Source organism: Flavobacterium luminosum (genome assembly GCF_023635005.1).
Classification (GTDB): Bacteria; Bacteroidota; Bacteroidia; order Flavobacteriales; family Flavobacteriaceae; genus Flavobacterium; species Flavobacterium luminosum.
In genome coordinates this window covers 1-20,169 of record NZ_JAMLJM010000012.1, presented here as the reverse complement: position 1 = coordinate 20,169, position 20,169 = coordinate 1, and the positions used below count along the sequence as shown (strand labels likewise).

Here is a 20,169-nt window from a genome sequence, read left to right as displayed (position 1 = left end):
TGTGGAGATAGATGCTTTCGTGAGATAAATTCATAGTTTTATTATTAGGGAAAAGACGTTTTAAAGTGGTAGTAATTTGATCTGGAGACCAACGTAATTTTAAGTGATCGTAGACAAATTTTTTAAGCTCTGGGTTTTGATTTATTTTTGATTTTCTCCATCTTCTATCATACTGTTTTCCCGTAGCAAAAGCTTCTGAGTTTAGAGATGAATAGGGTGTGTTTAATTTATTGATTTCCCTAGAAATGGTACTTTTATTTCGGTTTAGTTTTAAAGCAATTTGAGTGATGGAAAAGTGTTGATTAAGCATTTTTTCAATCTCAATTCGTTCTTCAAATTGAAGCCTTTTATAGTTGTTTTTCATAATGCAAAAATGTTAATTTTTTTAACATTTGTTGCGTTAGATGTCTGAATCGGCGGTAGCATATCGCACAACGTCCCGCCGGCTTTGCGAAGTTTGGGTTTATATTGTTCCAAACCTTTCCATTCGGACTGAAGTCAAATATACAAAAAGATCTTTCCATTAATCAATCCCGCCCAAATTTCGCAAAACCGCTGTTGTGCGAAGCTTTTGTTAGGCAAATTCTATATCTCTTTTGTCTAATTTTAATTTAGGTTTATTTATTTTTAAAATTGACATTTTAATTCTTCCTCTTTCTTTTTGTGGAATAGTTGTAGGGATTAGGTTTTCCAATTTAATTTTGAAAAGCCTATGAATAATTATTAAGTCCTTTAGGGTAAAAGGATTAATTCCATTCATGAGTTCTGATATATAAGTTTTGTTGTGACCTAATATAGAGCCTAAATCTTGTTGATTTAAACCTAAATCAGTTAATTTTTCCTTAATAATTTGTTTTCTTTTTAGAATAAAAATTCTTTCCTGTTCTGCTATAAACTCGGCATTATCACTTTCCTTAATTTTTTCATCAGTAATTTCAGATTCAGAACTCCAGTTGCTTTTTTCGTATTCTTTGATTATTTGACGAAGTTTTAATCTTGCTTCTTTATATTCAGGATTATCGACACTTAATAAACGAAGTTTTCTTTCAAGTATAAGTGCTTTTTCGAATTCTAATTCGTCTGAAATAGAACCCTTTTGAATGATTTTTTTATAAGTTTCGATTTTCATAGTAAATTATATTATTTTATCCACTCACGATCTTTTAACCATTTTCGGATAGTGTTTTTATTGTTTTTAAATGTTGTTTCGTATTCATCGTGTGTTCCACACCAAACGATTGTAATCTCGCCATTTTCCTCAAATTCTATTAAAATCAATGTTCTATGCACATTAATATTTAAAAAATAAAAACCATCATTGTGAACACAATCAGCATCCGGTCTGATTTTTATGAGTTCAGTTTGACTCTCGAATTCATTTTTTTCTAAATCGTTTATTAATGAATTAATTGCCGTAACTAATGGTATATTTCCTTTATTCTTATGTTTTAATTTTTCTAGTAATCTCTTGTTTACAATATCCATAAATAAATTTCTTGTACAAAGATATAAAAAAAGTTCTTATAAAATTAGAACTTTTTGTTTTTTTTGTTAATACAGTTTTTTGGGGTAAAGTTTCGCACAACGTCCCGCCGGCTTGGCCTGCCGTTGCGTAAATTTAGCTAAAAGTTTTCAGGTACAAAACTAAATTGGAAAAAACGGAGTTTTTTCCAAGTATTCCCAAAACTAGCAATGGCGCCAAACCGCTGTTAACCGCTGGTGGATTTTTAAATTTAGCCATCAATTTTTTTCAAGTTTCGAATTTTCGCAAAGTAGATTCAGCGTCTAGTTCGGTTTTTCAATGCAAAGTTTTTTTCAATGTTTTCAGAATTATTTCATCGAAGAGTTTGGTAAAATTTATCAAAATGAATTTCCGTAAAGTTTTTCAACGTTTTGAATTTCAACACAAATTTCGGTACGTTTTTCAATTGTCAAACTGAGTTTTGTCAACCGTTTTTCTTTCAAAAGTTGCTGAATTTTTGTCTGCGTTTTCATTTTCAACTGATTAAAAACTGAATTTTCAATTATCTAAAAATTTTGAAAAATAGGAGAGAAGAAGTAGACAGAAATTCAGTAACAATTTAACGTCAGATTAGGTTTTTCAGCACTTCGTTCGGCACTTGCGGTTAACGTCCCGCCGGCTTCATGAAGTTAGGGAAATTTGTGCCCGAACCTTTCCATTTAGGACTGAGTCAAATATATAAAATTACCTTTAAATTTAGCCTTAAAACCCTAATTTCATGAAACCGCTGTTACCCGTAGGTTTTGTTTGATGATTCAGTTTGAGTAATTTATTTCTCGATAGCAAATAGAAATTAATATGTCATTTCTTGTAGTTTCTTCTCTTATCCAATTTCCTTGTCCGTTGAAGAAATACGATTTCACTTCTTTACTTGATTCTTTTCCTTTTGAATAGTAAATCTCAGTTTGTTTAGTCATCAAATTATTGTCATAAGTGTATATAATCTTACTTATTAATCCTCCATTCAGATTTTTTCTTTCTTCTTCTATTTTTTGTCCTTGTTGATTGTATTTAAATTTTGTTTCTCCTCCTTTTTTATAGTTATTCGTTGAATGTTTAGAAACTATCTTTCCAGAATTGTTATATATAATTGTTGTTGAAGTTTTTACACCATAATAATCGCTAAAAATTTCGTTCCCTTTGTTATCATATTTAAAACTATCATCTTTATAGAGTGTACCATTTTCAAAATATTCTTTTCTATTCAATACATTTCCATTTTCATTGAATTTATATTTTATAATTCTATCAACAGTAACATTGTCATAATTGAAAACATAGTTTATTGCTTCATTTTTGACTTTATCATATTTAAATGTTTCCTTATGTTCGGATGGACCAGACTGATTAATTATGCTTATTACTTGCTCTTCTCCATCGTATGTGAGTTTGTATGAAGAAATTGTTGATTCAAATCCGCTTAGCCATTCCGTAGAAATGAATTCTTCTACTTTTCCAAAACTATTGTAATTTACATTTATTGTTTCCTCTAATAGTTCCGTTTTCGATTCGTCATTTAGTTCATGAAATATTGGAGAACCTTTATATTTTTTAACTTCAATTTTTGAAATTTTCTTATACGTTTCTGGATTATCGTTATCAAATATGCCACAATTATCACAATAGTTAATTTGACAAAATGCAATATTTGTAATTAATAAAATAAAAATGTGTAATAAATTTTTCATATGCGGGCGGTTTTAAACTTGCGGGTAACGGTTCACGGCTTGGCGTTTGTGGCGGCAATCGAAGAACATCAGCCCAAATTTAGCACAAAAGTTTAATAGTAGCACTAAGCTTAAATTATGCACGTCAGCCGCCATAACGCCAAACCGATGTTGGTGGCTGCCCTTTGTCGTGTTCGTTGTCTGTCTGATTAATTAAACGATTGTCTAAACGCTAATGGTGTCAAGTGGGTTTTGTTTTTAAACAGTTTACTGAACGATTGCGGATATTCAAAGCCTAACTGATAAGCAATTTCGCTTACTGATAAGTTTGTCGTTGATAAAAGCTCTTTGGCTTTTTCTATGAGTTGGTTTTGGATATGTTGTTGAGTGGTTTGCCCTGTTAGATTTTTCAACATATCGTTTAAATAGTGAGGTGAAACAAATAATTTTTCGGCAAAGTATTGAACTGTGGGCAATCCCAATACACTAAAATCATCACTTTGATAATATGCAGTTAGTGTGTTTTCAAATTTTAGAAATAAGTCGTTTGATACTTTTTTTCGTGTGATGAATTGACGATTGTAAAAACGGTTGCAATAGTTCAGCAATAAATCAATATGCGAAATAACAACGTCTTGTGTGTAATTGTCTATCATTGCCTCAATTTCGTGTTGCAGATTTTGCACCAACTCCGAAATAATGTTTTCTTCTTTGTCTGAAAGATGTAATGCTTCATTGGTGGCGTAAGAAAAAAATCCGTATTCCTTTATACGTTTTGCCAACGGATAATTTTGAATAAAATCGGGGTGGATAACCAACATCCAACCTTCAACCTTTGCTGAACTGCCTGCTTCTACGGAAAACATTTGCTTAGGTGCAAAAAAGGTCATTATACCATTGTCGAAATCATAATACTGTTGTCCGTATTTTATTTTTCCGTCAAAATTTTTCTTCAAATAAATAGTGTAGAAATTATAGACAATCGTTTTTATATCGTTAGGGCTTTTAAAAGGAATGTCATCAAAATTCACAACACTTACCAAAGGGTGTGTAGGTCTTTTAATTTTCAGAAAAGTATGAAGTTCTGAAACTGAGTTTAGAAAATAAGGTGTGCTATTTTTCATTGAATAAAATTAAAAAACAACGGACAAACAGTTAAACTTATCCGTTGTTTTAATATTACAAATTAACGCCTTTCATTGCTTCCTCATTGTATCTTGCTCCTGTTTCTGTTCCTAATGGAATGATACTTTCCAATCGGTTCAAATCTTCTTGTGTTAGTGAAACATAAGTAGCTGCAATGTTTTCTTCAATATACTTTACACGTTTCGTTCCCGGAATAGGTAAGTGTCCTTTGGCTATAACCCAAGCTATTGCAAGTTGTGCCGGGGTAATGTCTTTTTCTTCTGCCACTTTTTTAATCTCATTTACCAGCTCCAAATTTTTGTAAAATTGTTCGCCCATTAATTTCGGTATTACATTTCTTCTGAAATCATCTTCCGCCAAATCTTCGGGCTTTTGTATGTTGCCGCTTAAAAAGCCTCTGCCTATTGGCGAATAAGCCACTAAGCCAATGCCTAACTCATTCAGCGTATCTATAATTCCCAATTCTTCAATTTGCCTTTCAAATAATGAATATTCGGACTGCACCGCTGTAAGCGGGTGAACTTTGTGGGCTTTTCTAATGGTTTCAGAGCCTACTTCCGAAAGCCCGATGTATTTTACTTTACCCTCTTTTACTAATTCGCTCATTGCTTCAACAGTTTCTTCAATAGGTGTGTTGATGTCTAAACGGTGCAGGTAATACAGGTCAATGTAATCCGTGCCAAGATGTTTCAGAGAACGTTCCGCAGCTTTTTTTACATAGTTTCTTCCTCCATTTATTTTACCTGTGGATTGTCCGTTTTCGTCAAACTCAAAAGCAAATTTTGTGGCAATGATGTATTTGTCCCTGTTGCCATTGATTGCTTTTGCTATCAGTTGCTCATTCAGAAAAGGTCCGTAGGCTTCTGCCGTGTCCAAAAAATTACCGCCCAATTCCAATGAACGATGAATGGTTGCAATAGCTTCCGTTTCATCGGCATTTCCATAAACGTTGCCGCCAAATCCTGTTGTCATACCCATACAGCCAAGTCCTATTGCAGGAACTACAAGTCCCTGACTTCCTAAGTTTACTTTTTTAATGTTGCTCATAAAATTTCTTTTTTTTATTCTTCGCAAAGGTCAAAATGTTGCTTCTGAAAAAAGTATCTAAATCGGGGGAAGTTGTATCCAAATGATAGGTCAATAATCTTTTATTGTCGGGTGGTGGGTGGGCTTGGTTTTCTGTTTTGTCTGTCTGTTGAAGTTTGCACGGTTGTCGGTTAGGGTTGCCACCAACGTTCCCGCGCTTGGCGTCAGTTGCGAACTTCGGAACGGATTATTTTCTGTTAAAGATAAAATTTCTTGCGGAAAATAAATGTGAATTTACCACAAAATTCGCAATTGCGCCAAACGTGTGTTGGTGGCAGTTTTTATTTATTATATAGATTTAAGTACATTTCACTATTTACTTTTATTCCACGATAAGTCGCAGATTTCCATTTTGCATTTTTCACAAACTTAATCGCTTCTTTTTCAAAATATTTTATAAAATCTTTGTTTTTAGAGATATTAAAATCAGTTTGTACTTTTATATTTCCTATTGTTCCATTTCGATAAATTACAAAACTGATGTCAGAATTTGCTTTTTCTTTTTTAAGTTGTTGTTTTGTCAAGTTTTTATAATTCAAACTTTTTATAAAATCATTTTCAGGTTTTTCTAAAAAATCCTCGTAAGTTTTAGCTGTTTCATATCTTGAGTTAGTTTCACAATCTGAAAAGCTAAATACAAATTTTGGATTATTTTCAACAAACTTTCGATCCGCAATATTTCTTAAAGAGTCAATAAATTTTTCGCCAAATCTTTTTTCGATTTCTTTATTCATAAGTTCTGAATAGCAATACCATTTAAAACCTTTTGGTGGACGAGAACAAGGAATTAATATTGTATCAAGAGTAATAGAATGTTTAGCTAACAATTCATTCATTTCAAAATTACTAAAATCATAAACTCCAATTCCGTAATGCAATGTGTAAACTAATTTGTTTTTTTTGACATCTTCTTGCGCTCTTTTTTGCTCGAATATACAAAGTGTGTCAACTATTTTTACTTTTTTTGATTTTGTTTTGTAAAATTCATCGATTGATTTTACAATTATTGAGTCGCTACTTATTTTAATTTCAGATATATTTTTCTTTTTTTCGCAAGAAACTAAAATCAAGATAATTGTCAATAAAATTAATTTAAAATATCTCATAAACGTCATATTTTCTGCGATTTTCGGCAAAATTGCCACCAACGTTTTGGCGCTTGGCGCAGTGGCGGATTTCGGAGCACAAAACTGTCAATATACCACAAAAGTTGATGCGAGGTAGAATGTTCAATTATCCACGTCACCCGCCATTGAGCCAAACGCCTGTTATCGGGTCGGCCTTCTTTTTGTCCGTATGTTTTATTCTTCTCCGAAATAGTCACTGTCAATTTTTTTAAGTTCATAAGTCTGCTGTGTCGTGCAACCAAGATTGTAGTCAATCATTAGTTGAGCCAACTGTTCACCGTCTATGAGAACAATTTTCGTTTCATTTCTCGGTGTGTATTCCAATGCTTCCTTAGTGAAATTTGATGTTGTTATGAAAATTCCTTTTTTGGCTCCATGTCCGGCAAGTGCGCCAACAAATTTTTGAAGTTCCGGTCGTCCAACAACATTTCCAGGTCTCCAACGCTTGGCTTGAATGTAAATAATGTCAAGTCCGAGTTTATCTTCTTTAATTGTTCCGTCAATTCCTTCGTCTCCGCTTTTTCCCATCGCCTTACCTGCGTCTTTGATTGAACCACCGTAACCCATTTTTACTAAAAGTTCAACAACAAGTCGCTCGAAAAAAGCAGGAGAGAGGTCAACAACTTTGTTAAGCAGTTCAGATGCTAACGATTTTCTAATTCGTTGGTAAGCCTTGTCTAAACTCTCTTCAGGTGTCTGCTCGTTGTTTTCAATTATTGCCGTTTCATCTTCTTCACTTTCATTGTTGTTTCTCGAAGCGTTTTGAAACTCCAAAAATGCAGGAAACTGTCTTAAATACTTTGCGTCAACTCGGTCAGGATTTTTTGCCAAAGTCTGTCTGCCAAGGTCGGTAATTACAAAAGTTGCTCGCTTTGGTGAGTCAAGGAGTCCTGCTTTCTTTAAATAAGTCTTAGCCCAACCAACTCTGTTGTCAAAAATAGCTTGGTTGCCACTTGCCAAAAGTTCTTTTCTTTCTTCGTCTGTTACTTCAAATTCAATAGCCAAACTTTCAATCAAGTCTCTGTATTTGTGTTCTTGTCCGTCTGAAACAAGTTTGAGTAAAGGAAGCATTAAGGATTGGTAGTCTGGTATCATAATTTTTTGTTAGCCCCAAATATTTGGATTAGTTAAAATGTTAGCAAGAATATTGGAAGCAACATCACTTCCAAAAGATTTTATTTTGTCAATTAATTTTTTCTTTTTCTCAGATTTTGGCTCTTCTGCATTCATTATTTCATTCACTTCTCTGAGTTGCGACACAGTAAGTTCATCTTCTAATGCCCCAATGAGTAAATTTATATTTACTGTCTGATTTTGGTTTTGAGTAAGGTTGATATTTATTCCCGAATTGTCATTCTTTTTCTGTTCTGGTTGACCAAATGTTTCAAGTTCTGTAATGCAAGCTTCAAGAATATCTTTTCCCTGCTTTTTACATGAGGCTAAATTGTCCCAATGAACGGAACCTATTCCGCCACTTGAATATTTAATATTCTCAATTGCTTTTATTCCTTGATAAGTATCACCAAATATTCTACTAAGAATTACAATTGTTGAACTTTTCCAACCACTTAAGTCAAAGTCGTTACTGTCAAGTTTAGAAAGTTGTTTTTTTATTAATTCTATTTGTTTTTCTGTCATTTCTGTCGTCTTTTAGGCTGCCCGATAACGTCCCGCCGGCTTTGTGTCAGGCGGGGATTTTTATTACTGACGTTTACAAATATACCGAAAAGTTATAAAGGAAAAAGCCCGAAAGAAAGAAGAAAATGCAAACACCAAGCCCTTACCAATAAATCCCCAAAACCCCGCTTGCACAAAACCGCTGTTAGCAACAGTTTTTATGATGATCCATTTATTTGCAGATCAAATAGCGATTCAGATTCAATATAATATTTGATATTCCAATAATGACTACAACCATCGAACCAAACCTGCCAGTGTTTTTCCCAGTTCGCTAAATCAGTTCTATATTCAGATTCCGGTTCAATTGATTTTTCCCAAAGAAAATTTACTAATAAATATCGTTTTCCGGAATCATCGATAAATCCTAAATACTGTCGGACATATTTTCTTAAGTTTCTATGGATTACAGGACATTTATATTTCTGATTTAAGCGATTTTTATTTATTCCCGCCAAGTTTTTTCTTAATGAGTTTTCAAAACTTTGAATTTCTTCTTTAGTTGGTGTAAATCGTTTACTTTCTTCTATAAATTTAAATGCACTATTCTTATAAGTATTCGGAAATATAACGCCTTTAAAATTCTTTTCGATTAACAAAATATTTGATTGCGATAAGGCAATTATCGGAATCAAAATAATTATGAAAGTAATTAATCGTTTCGTCATTTTAAAATTGTTGCTAACGTCCCGCCGGCTTGGCGAGGTTTGGGACTAAATTAAGATTTATTTTTCAGTTTACATGGATTTTCCAAATACAAAACCAACTTTAAATCAAGACCAAAACCCAAATCTTGCCAAACCGCTGTTAGCAACCGTAATTTATTTTTCCTCTATTCTTCTTTTGGTAATACTGTATAATGAACCGAAATTTGATCTGAATTAGTATATTTTTGACCAATTGTTTTAGCATACAAGCTAAATGATAAAGGATTGCCTATCATTTTTTCAGTAATCTCAAACTGAAATTTCCCTGTTTTATTTTGAAACTTAAATTTTCCATTATAAATTTCAAAATCTATTTCTCGTCCTTTTGGATCAAATGCTTCAACATTTATCTCTATAAAATCGCCCACTCGAATAACACTTTTAGTAATCATCCCAATACGAGAGAATTGATCATTCCAAGTGTTTCCGAGATTATCCGAAACCTTCAATATTCTAACAAAATAATCCGTTGGGTTCATATTTTTGTTGTGATAGTTTATTAATAATGTTTTTAATTCCCCAAGTATTCCTTCAATAAGTTTTTCTTGATAAAAAAGTAAAGTTCTTCCATGTGATAGTGTGTTTCGAAAAGTTTCCATTTGATCGAAATACACTTCGAATTTTTTCTTATCATCAAAAAAAACTTTAAACTTATCCCAATTTTTAGATATGATATTTTTTAAATCATAGAAATCTGAATAATAAATTATGCGAGTTTCTAAATTGACTCCTTTATATTTTTTTGTTTCAATTTCTCTTTTTTCATTCCACTTATCAATTCTATCTTTTGAAACATTAAAAGGTGAACTATCAGTAGAACCAATCATTTCACTAATTATTGTTCTTAAAATATTTTCATATTCATTGATCATATCTATGTTAAATGTTTTTACGCGGATTATGGTTGCTAACGTTCCCACGCTTGGCGTCAGTTGCGAACTTAGGAACTGAATATTTTCTGTTAAAGATAATATTTCTTGTGAAACGTGAACGTGAATTTACTACAAAATTCGCAATTGCGCCAAACGTGTGTTAGCCGTAGTTTATTTTTTTTCAGGATTTTCTTTTTCCCATTTTTTCCAAGATTCTTTATCTCCTTTTAACCATTTAATATATTCTTCGATTATTATTCCTGAAATTTCATCATTTCCAAATCCTCTTTTTGTTCCAACTTCGCGATTATGAAAATATTTTGAAAGACGTGAACCTCCATTTATTCCCCAATTATTTCTAATCCACATTCCCAAACCTCCCATATGTGAATTAAATTGCCAAGTATCTTTTGATTCTTTAAGTTGCTTTTTGCTCTCAAAATTTAGAGTTTTATCCAATTCTGTAAAGCATTCATAGAGATTTTTAGGAATATAAATGTCATCTATTTTTTCTAGAGTTAATCGTCTTTTATATTCTTCTATTCTATCTTCTTTCTCTTTAATAGTTTCTTGTTCAGCAATTTTAATATCATAATTTCTATATCCACCAAAAAAGCTGGTTAAATAAATTTTATCAACTTCCTTGGGTATAAAGTCTGTTTTAAAAGTTGTAGTCTTTAAAAATTCTTTTATTTTATTTTCATCAAATATTTTGTCACTTTTAATAACATCAATTTCAAATTTCCCTTTTCTATCTAAATAGCCAGTAAGTTCAATTCTGTGTAATTTATATTTATGAAAGGTTGAATCAAATACTGGTATGAATTTAAGATTTGATATATCACTTATAGCTTGCGAAAGTTTTTTGTTATCATTTGAATTTTCAATGTCAATGATATACTTGTATGGATAATTATAATATGATATTTTGCTTTTTACTGCTTCAATATTTTTAATTTTTGAATAAATTGAGTCAAAATCAATTTTCCTTTTAATAAATTCATTTTTGTTTAAATCAAATAAATGAACTTTTTTTCTATTGTCAATAATGTAAATTGTATCATTCTTATTGAAAATATAGTTTTTATTTAAAAATTTATCTTTTTCGGTAATATTATCTTTGTATTCTCTCGTTGTTGGACCTTGTTTTTTGTATGTTGTGTATTGATTATCATAAAACATTTCACATTTTTCTTGGTCTTTATTGCAATCTATAAATTCCTCTGTTGTATATGTTTTTACTAATTTTCCGTCTAAATAATACGTTACATTTTTGTGTTCTTCGCCTTTATAGTAAACTTCATTTTTTATATAAAGTATTTTTCTACCATCATTACTAATCGCTACAAAGAATGGATAACCATCATAAATATCAAATGAGCGATTCAATTTGTAAAATATTTTTTTTGCTCCTAAGCTATCAGTTTCTTCAGTATAATAAACAAAAGATTCTCCTTTCAAGTTAGGGAATTCGTCATCATAAGATATTGATTTTAATTCAAACTCACGATTCGATGAATAAGTTTCCGAAATCGGAATTATGGATGTTGAAATTTGAGAGAATGAAATATTCAATGTTATTAAATGTATAAAAAGGAATAATTTCTTCATTTTCGGCATTTTGAGGTTAAATTACGGCTAACGGAAAGGGGCTTTGCGAGGTGCGGGCTACTGCAAACCAAAAGTCGGGAGGAGAACCAATCTCTAGCAAAAACTTTTTCCATTTTTTAAAATTACGAAAAAAATAAAAAATGGAAAAATTTTTTGCGGGTATTTTCTAGAATATTTCTGAGATTTCCTTCAACCCCGCATCTTGCAAAACCCATGTTATGTGCAGTGCTTTTATGATTTTGTTCTTGAGTTAATCTCCTTTTTTATATTATTTATCGTGTTAAAATTTACTATCCCAATTGGTAATAAAGCGATTGGAATTATTATTAAGGGTGTAAAACCTTTTGTGAAAGTTATGTATAATGAAAGTCCAAAGAGAACAATTAAAGTTCCCAAAAGCATTCCTGTTATTGCCTTTAATGATTTCTCAGTTTTTTTTAATTCTTCGGTGGTTTTCTCGGTTAGTTTCTCATTTTTCATTTAGTTCTTGTTATTTGTTAATTCTATAGTCTTGATTGCTCCCACTGGTGAAATTTTCACATTTTTATTTCCTTTTTCAACATAAAAGTAATTTGCACTATTTGAGCCAATCAAATATACCTCTTTTGTTTCATTTGTGTTAAAAGTTATTTTATAATCATAATTTAAGTTATTATTTGAAATTTTTTCTGAAACCTTAATCCCATTTCCGATTCCAATGCCGAGAAAGAAAGAAAGCAAACCAATTGCAAACATTACAATAAATATTTTTCCAAAGTATGATTTAACTTCATCTTCTGATAATTTTGTCAAGGATTTTTTAGAACCGACAATTTTTCTTACCCATTCTTTTTTGTGATTTTTGGAAAGAATGTAAATAGTCAAAGAAAGTACAGAAAAAAATATAATAAAACCAAATAGAATAATTAGATGTGAGGTTAAATCAGCAATCGGACTTATTAAAATGTCCATAATGTTTGAATATTTCAAAATATTTATTCCAATTTGGTGATAAAAAACACTCTCTTTAATTATTCCAAGAACAACAAGGAATAAATAACCAAAAGGTAATAATTTTTGTAAATTTTCGCTAAATTTCATCTGTTTTTCGTGTTTTGTGGCGAATTTTTCATAGCATTGCACATAACGTCCCGCCGGCTTTAAGAAGTTGGGGATTTTTGTTCCCAAACCATTCCGTTAAGACTGAAGCCAAATATACAAAAAGCCCGTTCCATTAAACACTAAAACCCCAATTTCTTAAAACCGCTGTTAGCAGTAGTAGCTATTTAAAATTTGAGTTTGATTTATAAAGATTTTACAATTTTCAAGGTTAGAACAATTATTCCAACAATTGTTATGAAAGGAACTCTTATGACATTAAATTGCTCATAAGAATCTTTCCAGAAAAACTCTTTGTAATCATTTTTAGTTATCCAGAAATAGAAGCCTAAAAATATTATTAAACCAATTAAAACATAATAATCTCCCAAATTAGTTTCTTTAAGTTTTGTTTATAATATTAGCAAGATAGTGGAAAGCTTTACTTTTAACAAAGTAACAGAGAGCTTTTCATTTTGCCAAAATTGGATTCTCATTTTTTTATTGCAACGTTGGCGCTATTACTGCTAACGTCCCGCCGGCTTTGTCGCCGTTGCGTAAATTTAGCCTAAAAGTTTACAAGTACAAAAGAAAACCTTAGAAAATTCGGAGAATTTTCCAAACACAAACCGAGCCTAGCAATGGCACAAAACCGCTGTTAGCCGTAGTTTTTTTACGATTTGTAATTTCCGTTAATATTTTTAGTTATTAATTTCCATTTCATTATTCTGTTGTGAGTTCAATTTTTTTATAGAATAAATAAAAACGAATTCGAATAAAGCATAAATAAGCAAAGTAAAGATTAAACCATATTTATATTCGTTTGGCAGGTTTTCATTAAAAAAAATAGCATACAGTGTTTTCAATATTGATAATGAATTTAAGACTATAAACAAATAAAGTTGCCAGTTTAAAATTGAATTATTTTTTTTGGAAAAAATTGCAAATGAACTTCCTAATGATAGAATTGTAAATATTAATACATTACTAAAAATTAAAATTTTAATATCTGTTATTGGCAGATTGAATGAATAAAAAAAGCGAGATAAATAATTCAAATCATAATCTCCAAAGGATAAACCTCTTTCTCCTAGAAAAAAATATATTCTCAGGATATCTAGAATTGCATAGATAGAGAAGAATAATACAATATAATTTGCAGTTTTTTCGAATTTTTCTTTTTTCATATTTAGTTTGTGTTAAAATTACGGCTAACGTCCCGCCGGCTTGGCCTGCTGTTGCGGCATTAGTACGCGGAACATCACAAATATAAATAAATTTTGGTTTAACGAGTAACTTTCCAAATATTCGCAAAACCCGCAATGGCGCCAAACCGCTGTTAGCAGTAGCTTTTGTTTGTTCTTTCTTTTAATCGCTTCGCTATTAATAATCGTACTAGTTGTTATGAGTGATTTAATTTATTTAGTCACATCAATATACTATTTATACGTTTCATTTAATAAGTTAAAGTATTTTATATTTCTCTTGACTTCTTTATTGAAATAATCGTTTACGTTATCCTTAAATTCTCTTTTCGGTTTATCTTTTTTAAATTGTTGAAAAAGACCTTTTTCTTTTAATTTTTTCTCTAATAAACCTATGCTAAATCTTTTTATCGGACCTGAAATGGTTTCTGAATAATATTCAGGTTTGCTTGAAAAACCAGGAGTTACGTAGTAACAATATGTTCCATACGCTAAAATAATATAACTTTCCTTTTTATATTGCCTCCATAGTTGACCTTTTTCTGCGCTATAAAATTCTCCAGGAAATTCAGTTATTTTTATTTTTTTTTCCCCACTATTGTTGATTTTTACTCTTAATGTTTCTTCAGTAAAGTCACTATTTCTCCAAGAATATTCTATTATATCATAATTTGGTATGAATTTGTTGTTAGCATAATCTTCAATACTCTTATAAAATTTAAAATCAGTTTGGCTAAAAGTAAAATGACTTATAAAAAGCGATAATAATAGAAATTTTTTTTTCATTTTGTAGTATTATAATTTAAATTAATATTTTAATTTTTTTAACATTTGTTGCGTTAGATGTCTGAATCGGCGAAAAAGTTACTGCTAACGTCCCGCCGGCTTGGCCTGCTGTTGCGGCATTTTTTTACGGAACTTCACAAATATAAACAAATTTTGGTTCAACGAGTAATTTTCCAAATATCCGCAAAACCCGCAATGGCGCCAAACCGCTGTTATGTGCAGTTTTTTTATTCGTGTAATTTTACAAACTTGTTTTTAAGAGTGTCCAATACATACAATTCTGGTTCACACCAAGCACAATCTTTGATGTAATAATCTAAACTGTCTGGAGGATTAGTTATTAGTAACCTACTATTTTTTTGAAATTCATATCCTGCACTTGCAGATGGAATTTCAATTAGTTTTCCATTTTTTGCATTAATAGCAATTCCTATCTGACATGGAGAGCCACATCCCCAATAATTTACGACATATTTTCCAGCAAAATTGATAGCCTCTTTTTCAAATGTTTGTTTAATCATTGTCTTATATCTTTTTGAAAAAGCATTTTGATTTGTATTAAGTATTAATTTTGTTTTTTCAGTTTCAATTTTATTTACAGGGAATTGGTCAAATTTGTATTTGGTAACAAATTTTGTTCGTTCAAAATAAGTTTTCTTAACTTTCTTTTCTTCAACTTTCTTTGCTTTTTCTTTATTAATGGTTTGATTTTCATTGCATCCAATTATTATTGATACAATACAGAAAATAAGACAGATGTTTATTAGTTTCATTTCTAATATGTATTTGTGGTAAAATTGCACATAACGTCCCGCCGGCTTGGCCTGCTGTTGCGGCATTTGTACGCGGAACTTCACAAATATAAACAAATTTTGGTTTTACGAGTAACTTTCCAAATATTCGCAAAACCCGCAATGGCGCCAAACCGCTGTTAACCGCTGGTGATTTAATTTTTTTTGCGTTCTGTTCGGTTTTTTTTCGCAAAGTGATTCGTTTTCTGTGTTTTTCAACGAAAAGTTTTTCAAATTCTGTTTTTCGGAATTTTTTTCTACGTTTAATTCTCAAAATTTAGCACAACGAAATTTCATTCCGTTTTTCTGCGTCTAGTTCGGAAAATTTAGCGCAACGAAATTCCGCAATTTTTTTTGCGTTTCTGTTTTCTGCGTCCAGTTGGGAACGTTTTCGGTATTTGCCAAACTGAGTTTTGTCAACAACCATTTTTTCTTTTAAAAGTTGCTGTATTTTTGTCCGCTTTTCAAGTTTCTGCAAAATGAAAATCGATCTTAATTTCTTCGAAAATTTTCAAAAATAGGCGAGAAGTATTGGACAGAAATTCAGTAACAATTCAACGTCAGATTGGGTTTTTCAGCGTTCAGTTCGGCAGTTGCAGTTAACGTCCCGCCGGCTTTAAGAAGTTGGGGATTTTTGTTACTGATGTTTACAAATATACCGAAAAGTTTGAAAGAAAAAAGCTCAAAAATAGCAGAGAAGTGCAAGCACTGGCTCCTCCCGATAAACACCAAAACCCCAATTTCTTAAAACCGCTGTTAGCAGTAGTTCATCTTCTACGTAATTTAATAGGTATTATTTTTCCTTCATCATTAAATTGTAGTTCTTTATATTCACCACTATTATTGAAAATTAATTTTACAGGAGTCTTGGACATTTTGTTATAATGAGTGCCTAAAAACCCTGTAAGTGTTTTTCCAAAATGCAAAACTCCATTTTTATCTATTTTCCATGTTGTAGTTTCTTGTTTGCCATTATATCTTGTGAAAGTTAATGTATGGTCTTTTTTAAATTCCCATTTAGGACAGGAATCACAATCAAGATTTGGGGCTTTTTCGCCTTCAAAAATGACTACCCAGACGCCCAAAACTTTATTTTCTTGCGAGTAAGATATTAATGTAAATGTATTGATTATTAAGATGGTTAAGAATAGTTTCATTCTTTTACGCGTTTTGTTTTTCGTTGAATTACTGCTAACGTCCCGCCGGCTTTGTGGAGGTGGGGATTTTTGTTCCCAAACCTTTCCATTAGGACTGATGTCAAATATATAAAATTACCTTTAAATTTTGCCTTAAAGCCCCACTTTCACAAAACCGCTGTTAGCGGTAGTGCTTATTAGTCCCAATCCGTCCAAATTGTATCTGTTCTGACAAATTTTGGGACTTTATTTACAATTTTAAATTTTGATTCAGGAGTTATGATTTCAGGAAAATCCACTTCTTTCCAAATTAAGCTGTCAGGTAACTCTTTTTTATAAATCTTGATTTGACTTGAGCCTAATCTCGACTCGTCATAAATAACAAAATTCCCTAACTCGTTGTCTTTGTATAAACCATAAATATTTTTGTTTTTTCTCAAAATTCCCGCACTAGTTCTTATTATAGTGAATATTGTGTCGTTTTTTTCTTTAGAAAATGCTGCAACGTAAACATAAATATTCCCTTTTTTTGGATTCTTTACGGGAAAAGTTTTTTGATAGTCAATGATAATTTTCCGAAAATTAGAATCTAAGTCTTTATTCTCAAATGTAATCTTTTCAAAAGTAGAATTCAATTGCTTCTTTTCTGTGCAACTAAATAAGATTATAGTTAAGGTTATAAGTGTTTTTTTCATAATTGTCGTAGTATTACCGCTAACGTCCCGCCGGCTTGGCCTGCTGTTGCGGCATTCGTACACGGAACTTCACAAATATAAACAAATTTTGGTTTAACGGATAACTTTCCAAATATTCGCAAAACCCGCAATGGCGCCAAACCGCTGTTAGCCGTTGTTTTTATTTTTCAGTTCTGTTTTAATTCTGTTTAGTGTTTCTGTTTTCTTTTAGACTTTTCAAAGTAATAATTGGCTTAAACAATACTTTTTCACAAGCGTAACAATTTTCAATTCTGTATTGTTCAAATTCGCCAAACTTTGTTTTATAAAATTCATATCCACTTTTCTCAATTTCGAATTCCGCATAACAGTAGCCAATTGGCAAATCTAATGGAGTATGAAACCAATCTATTTTTGATTTTTCATAAAACTTGAAGTTTCCATTTTTGTCAGTTTTGACACTTTCAGTTCTTAAATCTCTTGATTCATTCGAGCCAATTTCCGCATTTATGTAATACTCTTTCTCAATTCTGTAAACTGTTGCATTAATAACAGGTTTATTATTTTCGTCAATTACTTTTCCTTCAACATTTGCCTCATAAATTACTTTCTGAGGATGAATGAAAATTCCAATTATTAAAATTAGAAGGATTAAAAAGAAAATTTTGGTTGATTTTTTCATTTTTAGTGTCGTTCAGGTAAAATAACGGCTAACGTCCCGCCGGCTTCACGAAGTGGCGAACTTCGGGATGATATATTTTCCACTAAGATAGAATTTAATAGCGAAATATAAATATGAATTTACCAATTTTCTAGCCATTTCGTGAAACCGCTGTTAGCAGCAGGTTATTATTTATTCAACTTCCGTAATTCCATATTTGATTCCACTTTCGCGAAAAATACCTTTTAATAAGTCATATTTTTGTTCGCAGTAATCGCCAATATCAATCCTTTTGTCGCTAGTTCTTAAATGGTTGCAGCCAAAACAAATTTCGATAAAACCTAAAACTTTATTATCCTTATCTAGGAAGATAAAAGCATTTCTTGGTTCGTAACACTTTACATCTGATATAGCGTATACTTTTCCTTTATGGCTATAATTAAAAATAATGTCAGTAAATTTTTCTATTTGAATCAAGTTTAATTTTTCAACTTGCTCGAATTCTTTATGATTGATTGTGTCTTGATTGATTTTTATTGAGTTTAAATATTTCCGTAACTCTTCTCCAATCATTCCATTTTTTGTTCTATGAGATACGATTAGTATTTGTGAAGTATTTTCAAAAGGAAACATTTTCAAACGGTTTTTAAAACCAATTTTTTTTGAACGTACACAATTTGCATTATTCATTAAAACATCTGTGTCGTAATTTTTCTTTTGACTGTAATTATTACAACTAACAAGGAATAAAAGAATTATTGCTATGATTTTGATTTTTCTATTTTCCATTAAATGCATTTTTTGCGCAACTTGCTGCTAACGTTCCGGCGCTTGGCGAGGTTGCGAACTTCGGAACTGATTATTTTCTGTTAAAGATAAAATTTCTTGCGAAATGTAAACGTGTATTTACCACAAAATTCGCAATCTTGCCAAACGCTTGTTGGCAGATCGTTTTTTTATTCATTTAGTAAAATTTCAATTTCTGAAAGTTTCTTACTCTTTCTTGTTTTAATGATAACTTTCACGATTTCATTTGTAAATGTTTCTTGAGTTACACTTTTTGATTTCAAATAATTAGTAAACAATTTTAATTCCTCAACCCATTTTACTGGATGATTTCCATTTAATAATTTGTCGAAATATTTATTCATTTCATATAGATTGCCAGTTAGTCCACAAATTATGCCTTTGCTATAATTACCCCAAAATCCGTCACTCGTAAAGTTATGGTTAAGAATATGTTCTTTAGCTGAATAAATAGATTTAAATTTTGTTCTATTCTCCAATACTATTTTTAAGCATAAATCGCAAAATTCTTCAATATTTTTTTTAAAACTTTCAATGTTATCTTCGTCAAAATTTACAAAGTCTACGTCTTGTCGGCTACCAATGTCAAATGAAAAATAATCGTGCTCATACCAATGAAAATTTACTCCTACATTTAATGTTGTTCCTTTCTCACCTCTATATGGCTGAAATTCTATTATTGTTGTATACCAACCTCTATCATCAAGCCAAATTCGAGACTGTCCTTTTTGAGTTATTCCAAAAGGTTTAAATTTTTCTTTTGCAATTCTGTTAATAATTTTCGAATGTTCCGCTTGTTTCATTTTCACGATTTTTTCTAAAATGTCTGCCAACGTTCCGGCGCTTGGCGAGGTTGCGAGCTTCGGAACCGATTATTTTCTGTTAAAGATAAAATTTCTTGCGAAATGTAAACGTGAATTTACTACAAAATTCGCAATCTTGCCAAACGCTTGTTAGCAGCTGGCGTTTTTAATTAGTAAATCAATAATACTTCGTTCTGTTTTTTTTGAGGCTCCAAAATCTATGAAGCCACTATCAGAAGAACCTCGACCTTCCGCATTTATTGCAATTAAGTTTTCACTCGCAAAAATTGTTACTTTGTAATCTATTCTCCACCAACTTTTTTGATAAATAAAGCTAAATGTGTTTTCATTCTGAATGTAACTATCTTTTGCTATATTTTTAATAACAGAAATTACATTTTCAATATTTTCTTTCTCTGAAAAATCATTTTCAAAGTAAGTTAATTTATAGTGTTTTCTCAATTCAAATAATCCGTAAGTTCCTAGAATCATTAGCCAGAAAGCTAGAAATAGTAAACCTTTAGATTTGTTATTTACAAACACCGAGTATATTAAGAAAAAAGAAACACAGATTACGGCTAAACAAAGAATTTTGTTAAATAGTTTTTTTGAATTTTTTTGTTTTTCAAATGAATTCTGAAAATTTTCTAATAACATTATGTTGTATGTTTTTCGTTTACGCTTGCTGCTAACGTTCCCAGGCTTTACGACTGTTGCGGACTAAAGAATCTGGAACCTTTCCGTTTAGCACTGACTTCAAAGATACAAAAGAAACTTTAAATTAATCGCAAAACCCGCAATAGCGTAAAACCTG

The 20,169-nt window shown here is 31.1% G+C and carries 23 protein-coding genes; all 23 read right to left on the bottom strand.

The window, feature by feature from the left end; translation table 11 throughout:
• A partial coding sequence (locus NAT50_RS12050; protein ID WP_250593476.1) for a helix-turn-helix domain-containing protein occupies positions 1 to 364 on the bottom strand: 364 nt, incomplete at its 3' end.
• Between the two features lie 210 nt (positions 365 to 574).
• Positions 575 to 1,129, bottom strand: a complete 555-nt coding sequence (locus NAT50_RS12045; protein WP_250593475.1) for a helix-turn-helix domain-containing protein — start codon at positions 1,127 to 1,129, stop codon at positions 575 to 577.
• A gap of 11 nt (positions 1,130 to 1,140) precedes the next feature.
• On the bottom strand, positions 1,141 to 1,485 hold the full coding sequence (locus NAT50_RS12040) for a type II toxin-antitoxin system HigB family toxin (protein ID WP_250593474.1): 345 nt from the start codon (positions 1,483 to 1,485) through the stop codon (positions 1,141 to 1,143).
• A gap of 792 nt (positions 1,486 to 2,277) precedes the next feature.
• Positions 2,278 to 3,210: a hypothetical protein gene (locus tag NAT50_RS12035; RefSeq protein ID WP_250593473.1), complete on the bottom strand. Its 933-nt coding sequence runs from the start codon at positions 3,208 to 3,210 to the stop codon at positions 2,278 to 2,280.
• 188 nt (positions 3,211 to 3,398) lie between these two features.
• On the bottom strand, positions 3,399 to 4,313 hold the full coding sequence (locus tag NAT50_RS12030; protein WP_250593472.1) for a helix-turn-helix domain-containing protein: 915 nt from the start codon (positions 4,311 to 4,313) through the stop codon (positions 3,399 to 3,401).
• Positions 4,314 to 4,368: 55 nt separating this feature from the next.
• Entirely contained in the window at positions 4,369 to 5,382 is a 1,014-nt protein-coding gene (locus NAT50_RS12025; protein ID WP_250593471.1) for an aldo/keto reductase, read from the bottom strand.
• A gap of 320 nt (positions 5,383 to 5,702) precedes the next feature.
• The gene (locus NAT50_RS12020; protein ID WP_250593470.1) at positions 5,703 to 6,527 is read right to left on the bottom strand and encodes an energy transducer TonB; all 825 of its coding nucleotides are present in this window, start codon (positions 6,525 to 6,527) and stop codon (positions 5,703 to 5,705) included.
• Between the two features lie 195 nt (positions 6,528 to 6,722).
• Entirely contained in the window at positions 6,723 to 7,643 is a 921-nt protein-coding gene (locus NAT50_RS12015) for a restriction endonuclease (protein ID WP_250593469.1), read from the bottom strand.
• Between the two features lie 9 nt (positions 7,644 to 7,652).
• A complete protein-coding gene (locus NAT50_RS12010) occupies positions 7,653 to 8,186 on the bottom strand; it encodes a hypothetical protein (protein ID WP_250593468.1) in 534 nt (177 codons plus the stop codon).
• Positions 8,187 to 8,383: 197 nt separating this feature from the next.
• Positions 8,384 to 8,893 carry a hypothetical protein gene (locus tag NAT50_RS12005; protein ID WP_250593467.1) on the bottom strand — a complete coding sequence of 170 codons (510 nt, stop codon included), beginning with the start codon at positions 8,891 to 8,893 and terminating at the stop codon, positions 8,384 to 8,386.
• 164 nt (positions 8,894 to 9,057) lie between these two features.
• On the bottom strand, positions 9,058 to 9,852 hold the full coding sequence (locus tag NAT50_RS12000; protein WP_250593466.1) for a hypothetical protein: 795 nt from the start codon (positions 9,850 to 9,852) through the stop codon (positions 9,058 to 9,060).
• Between the two features lie 123 nt (positions 9,853 to 9,975).
• Complete coding sequence (locus tag NAT50_RS11995) at positions 9,976 to 11,415, bottom strand: DUF6794 domain-containing protein (RefSeq protein WP_250593465.1); 1,440 nt, start codon at positions 11,413 to 11,415, stop codon at positions 9,976 to 9,978.
• A gap of 231 nt (positions 11,416 to 11,646) precedes the next feature.
• Complete coding sequence (locus NAT50_RS11990; RefSeq protein WP_250593464.1) at positions 11,647 to 11,895, bottom strand: redox-active disulfide protein 2; 249 nt, start codon at positions 11,893 to 11,895, stop codon at positions 11,647 to 11,649.
• Positions 11,896 to 12,582, bottom strand: coding sequence for a hypothetical protein (locus NAT50_RS11985; RefSeq protein ID WP_250593463.1), 687 nt, complete (start codon positions 12,580 to 12,582; stop codon positions 11,896 to 11,898).
• 611 nt (positions 12,583 to 13,193) lie between these two features.
• Positions 13,194 to 13,679: a hypothetical protein gene (locus tag NAT50_RS11980; protein WP_250593462.1), complete on the bottom strand. Its 486-nt coding sequence runs from the start codon at positions 13,677 to 13,679 to the stop codon at positions 13,194 to 13,196.
• A gap of 252 nt (positions 13,680 to 13,931) precedes the next feature.
• Positions 13,932 to 14,483, bottom strand: a complete 552-nt coding sequence (locus NAT50_RS11975) for a hypothetical protein (RefSeq protein WP_250593461.1) — start codon at positions 14,481 to 14,483, stop codon at positions 13,932 to 13,934.
• Between the two features lie 227 nt (positions 14,484 to 14,710).
• Positions 14,711 to 15,256, bottom strand: a complete 546-nt coding sequence (locus NAT50_RS11970; protein WP_250593460.1) for a hypothetical protein — start codon at positions 15,254 to 15,256, stop codon at positions 14,711 to 14,713.
• Between the two features lie 785 nt (positions 15,257 to 16,041).
• Entirely contained in the window at positions 16,042 to 16,431 is a 390-nt protein-coding gene (locus NAT50_RS11965) for a hypothetical protein (RefSeq protein ID WP_250593459.1), read from the bottom strand.
• A gap of 176 nt (positions 16,432 to 16,607) precedes the next feature.
• The gene (locus tag NAT50_RS11960; protein ID WP_250593458.1) at positions 16,608 to 17,105 is read right to left on the bottom strand and encodes a hypothetical protein; all 498 of its coding nucleotides are present in this window, start codon (positions 17,103 to 17,105) and stop codon (positions 16,608 to 16,610) included.
• Between the two features lie 178 nt (positions 17,106 to 17,283).
• A complete protein-coding gene (locus tag NAT50_RS11955; protein WP_250593457.1) occupies positions 17,284 to 17,766 on the bottom strand; it encodes a carboxypeptidase-like regulatory domain-containing protein in 483 nt (160 codons plus the stop codon).
• A gap of 171 nt (positions 17,767 to 17,937) precedes the next feature.
• Positions 17,938 to 18,534: a hypothetical protein gene (locus NAT50_RS11950; protein WP_250593456.1), complete on the bottom strand. Its 597-nt coding sequence runs from the start codon at positions 18,532 to 18,534 to the stop codon at positions 17,938 to 17,940.
• Between the two features lie 167 nt (positions 18,535 to 18,701).
• On the bottom strand, positions 18,702 to 19,355 hold the full coding sequence (locus NAT50_RS11945) for a hypothetical protein (RefSeq protein WP_250593455.1): 654 nt from the start codon (positions 19,353 to 19,355) through the stop codon (positions 18,702 to 18,704).
• 150 nt (positions 19,356 to 19,505) lie between these two features.
• Entirely contained in the window at positions 19,506 to 20,012 is a 507-nt protein-coding gene (locus tag NAT50_RS11940; protein ID WP_250593454.1) for a hypothetical protein, read from the bottom strand.
• Positions 20,013 to 20,169: the final 157 nt, after the last annotated feature.

Bases quoted from the DNA above. Each gene is read 5' to 3' on its own strand.
- NAT50_RS11960 (WP_250593458.1), bottom strand. From the start codon at position 17,105: ATGAAAAAAACACTTATAACCTTAACTATAATCTTATTTAGTTGCACA.
- NAT50_RS11955 (WP_250593457.1), bottom strand. From the start codon at position 17,766: ATGAAAAAATCAACCAAAATTTTCTTTTTAATCCTTCTAATTTTAATA.
- NAT50_RS12015 (WP_250593469.1), bottom strand. From the start codon at position 7,643: ATGATACCAGACTACCAATCCTTAATGCTTCCTTTACTCAAACTTGTT.
- NAT50_RS12025 (WP_250593471.1), bottom strand. From the start codon at position 5,382: ATGAGCAACATTAAAAAAGTAAACTTAGGAAGTCAGGGACTTGTAGTT.
- NAT50_RS12035 (WP_250593473.1), bottom strand. From the start codon at position 3,210: ATGAAAAATTTATTACACATTTTTATTTTATTAATTACAAATATTGCA.
- NAT50_RS12030 (WP_250593472.1), bottom strand. From the start codon at position 4,313: ATGAAAAATAGCACACCTTATTTTCTAAACTCAGTTTCAGAACTTCAT.
- NAT50_RS11940 (WP_250593454.1), bottom strand. From the start codon at position 20,012: ATGTTATTAGAAAATTTTCAGAATTCATTTGAAAAACAAAAAAATTCA.
- NAT50_RS12005 (WP_250593467.1), bottom strand. From the start codon at position 8,893: ATGACGAAACGATTAATTACTTTCATAATTATTTTGATTCCGATAATT.
- NAT50_RS12020 (WP_250593470.1), bottom strand. From the start codon at position 6,527: ATGAGATATTTTAAATTAATTTTATTGACAATTATCTTGATTTTAGTT.
- NAT50_RS11970 (WP_250593460.1), bottom strand. From the start codon at position 15,256: ATGAAACTAATAAACATCTGTCTTATTTTCTGTATTGTATCAATAATA.
- NAT50_RS11975 (WP_250593461.1), bottom strand. From the start codon at position 14,483: ATGAAAAAAAAATTTCTATTATTATCGCTTTTTATAAGTCATTTTACT.
- NAT50_RS11995 (WP_250593465.1), bottom strand. From the start codon at position 11,415: ATGAAGAAATTATTCCTTTTTATACATTTAATAACATTGAATATTTCA.
- NAT50_RS11950 (WP_250593456.1), bottom strand. From the start codon at position 18,534: ATGGAAAATAGAAAAATCAAAATCATAGCAATAATTCTTTTATTCCTT.
- NAT50_RS12045 (WP_250593475.1), bottom strand. From the start codon at position 1,129: ATGAAAATCGAAACTTATAAAAAAATCATTCAAAAGGGTTCTATTTCA.
- NAT50_RS11980 (WP_250593462.1), bottom strand. From the start codon at position 13,679: ATGAAAAAAGAAAAATTCGAAAAAACTGCAAATTATATTGTATTATTC.
- NAT50_RS11990 (WP_250593464.1), bottom strand. From the start codon at position 11,895: ATGAAAAATGAGAAACTAACCGAGAAAACCACCGAAGAATTAAAAAAA.
- NAT50_RS11965 (WP_250593459.1), bottom strand. From the start codon at position 16,431: ATGAAACTATTCTTAACCATCTTAATAATCAATACATTTACATTAATA.
- NAT50_RS11945 (WP_250593455.1), bottom strand. From the start codon at position 19,355: ATGAAACAAGCGGAACATTCGAAAATTATTAACAGAATTGCAAAAGAA.
- NAT50_RS12010 (WP_250593468.1), bottom strand. From the start codon at position 8,186: ATGACAGAAAAACAAATAGAATTAATAAAAAAACAACTTTCTAAACTT.
- NAT50_RS12040 (WP_250593474.1), bottom strand. From the start codon at position 1,485: ATGGATATTGTAAACAAGAGATTACTAGAAAAATTAAAACATAAGAAT.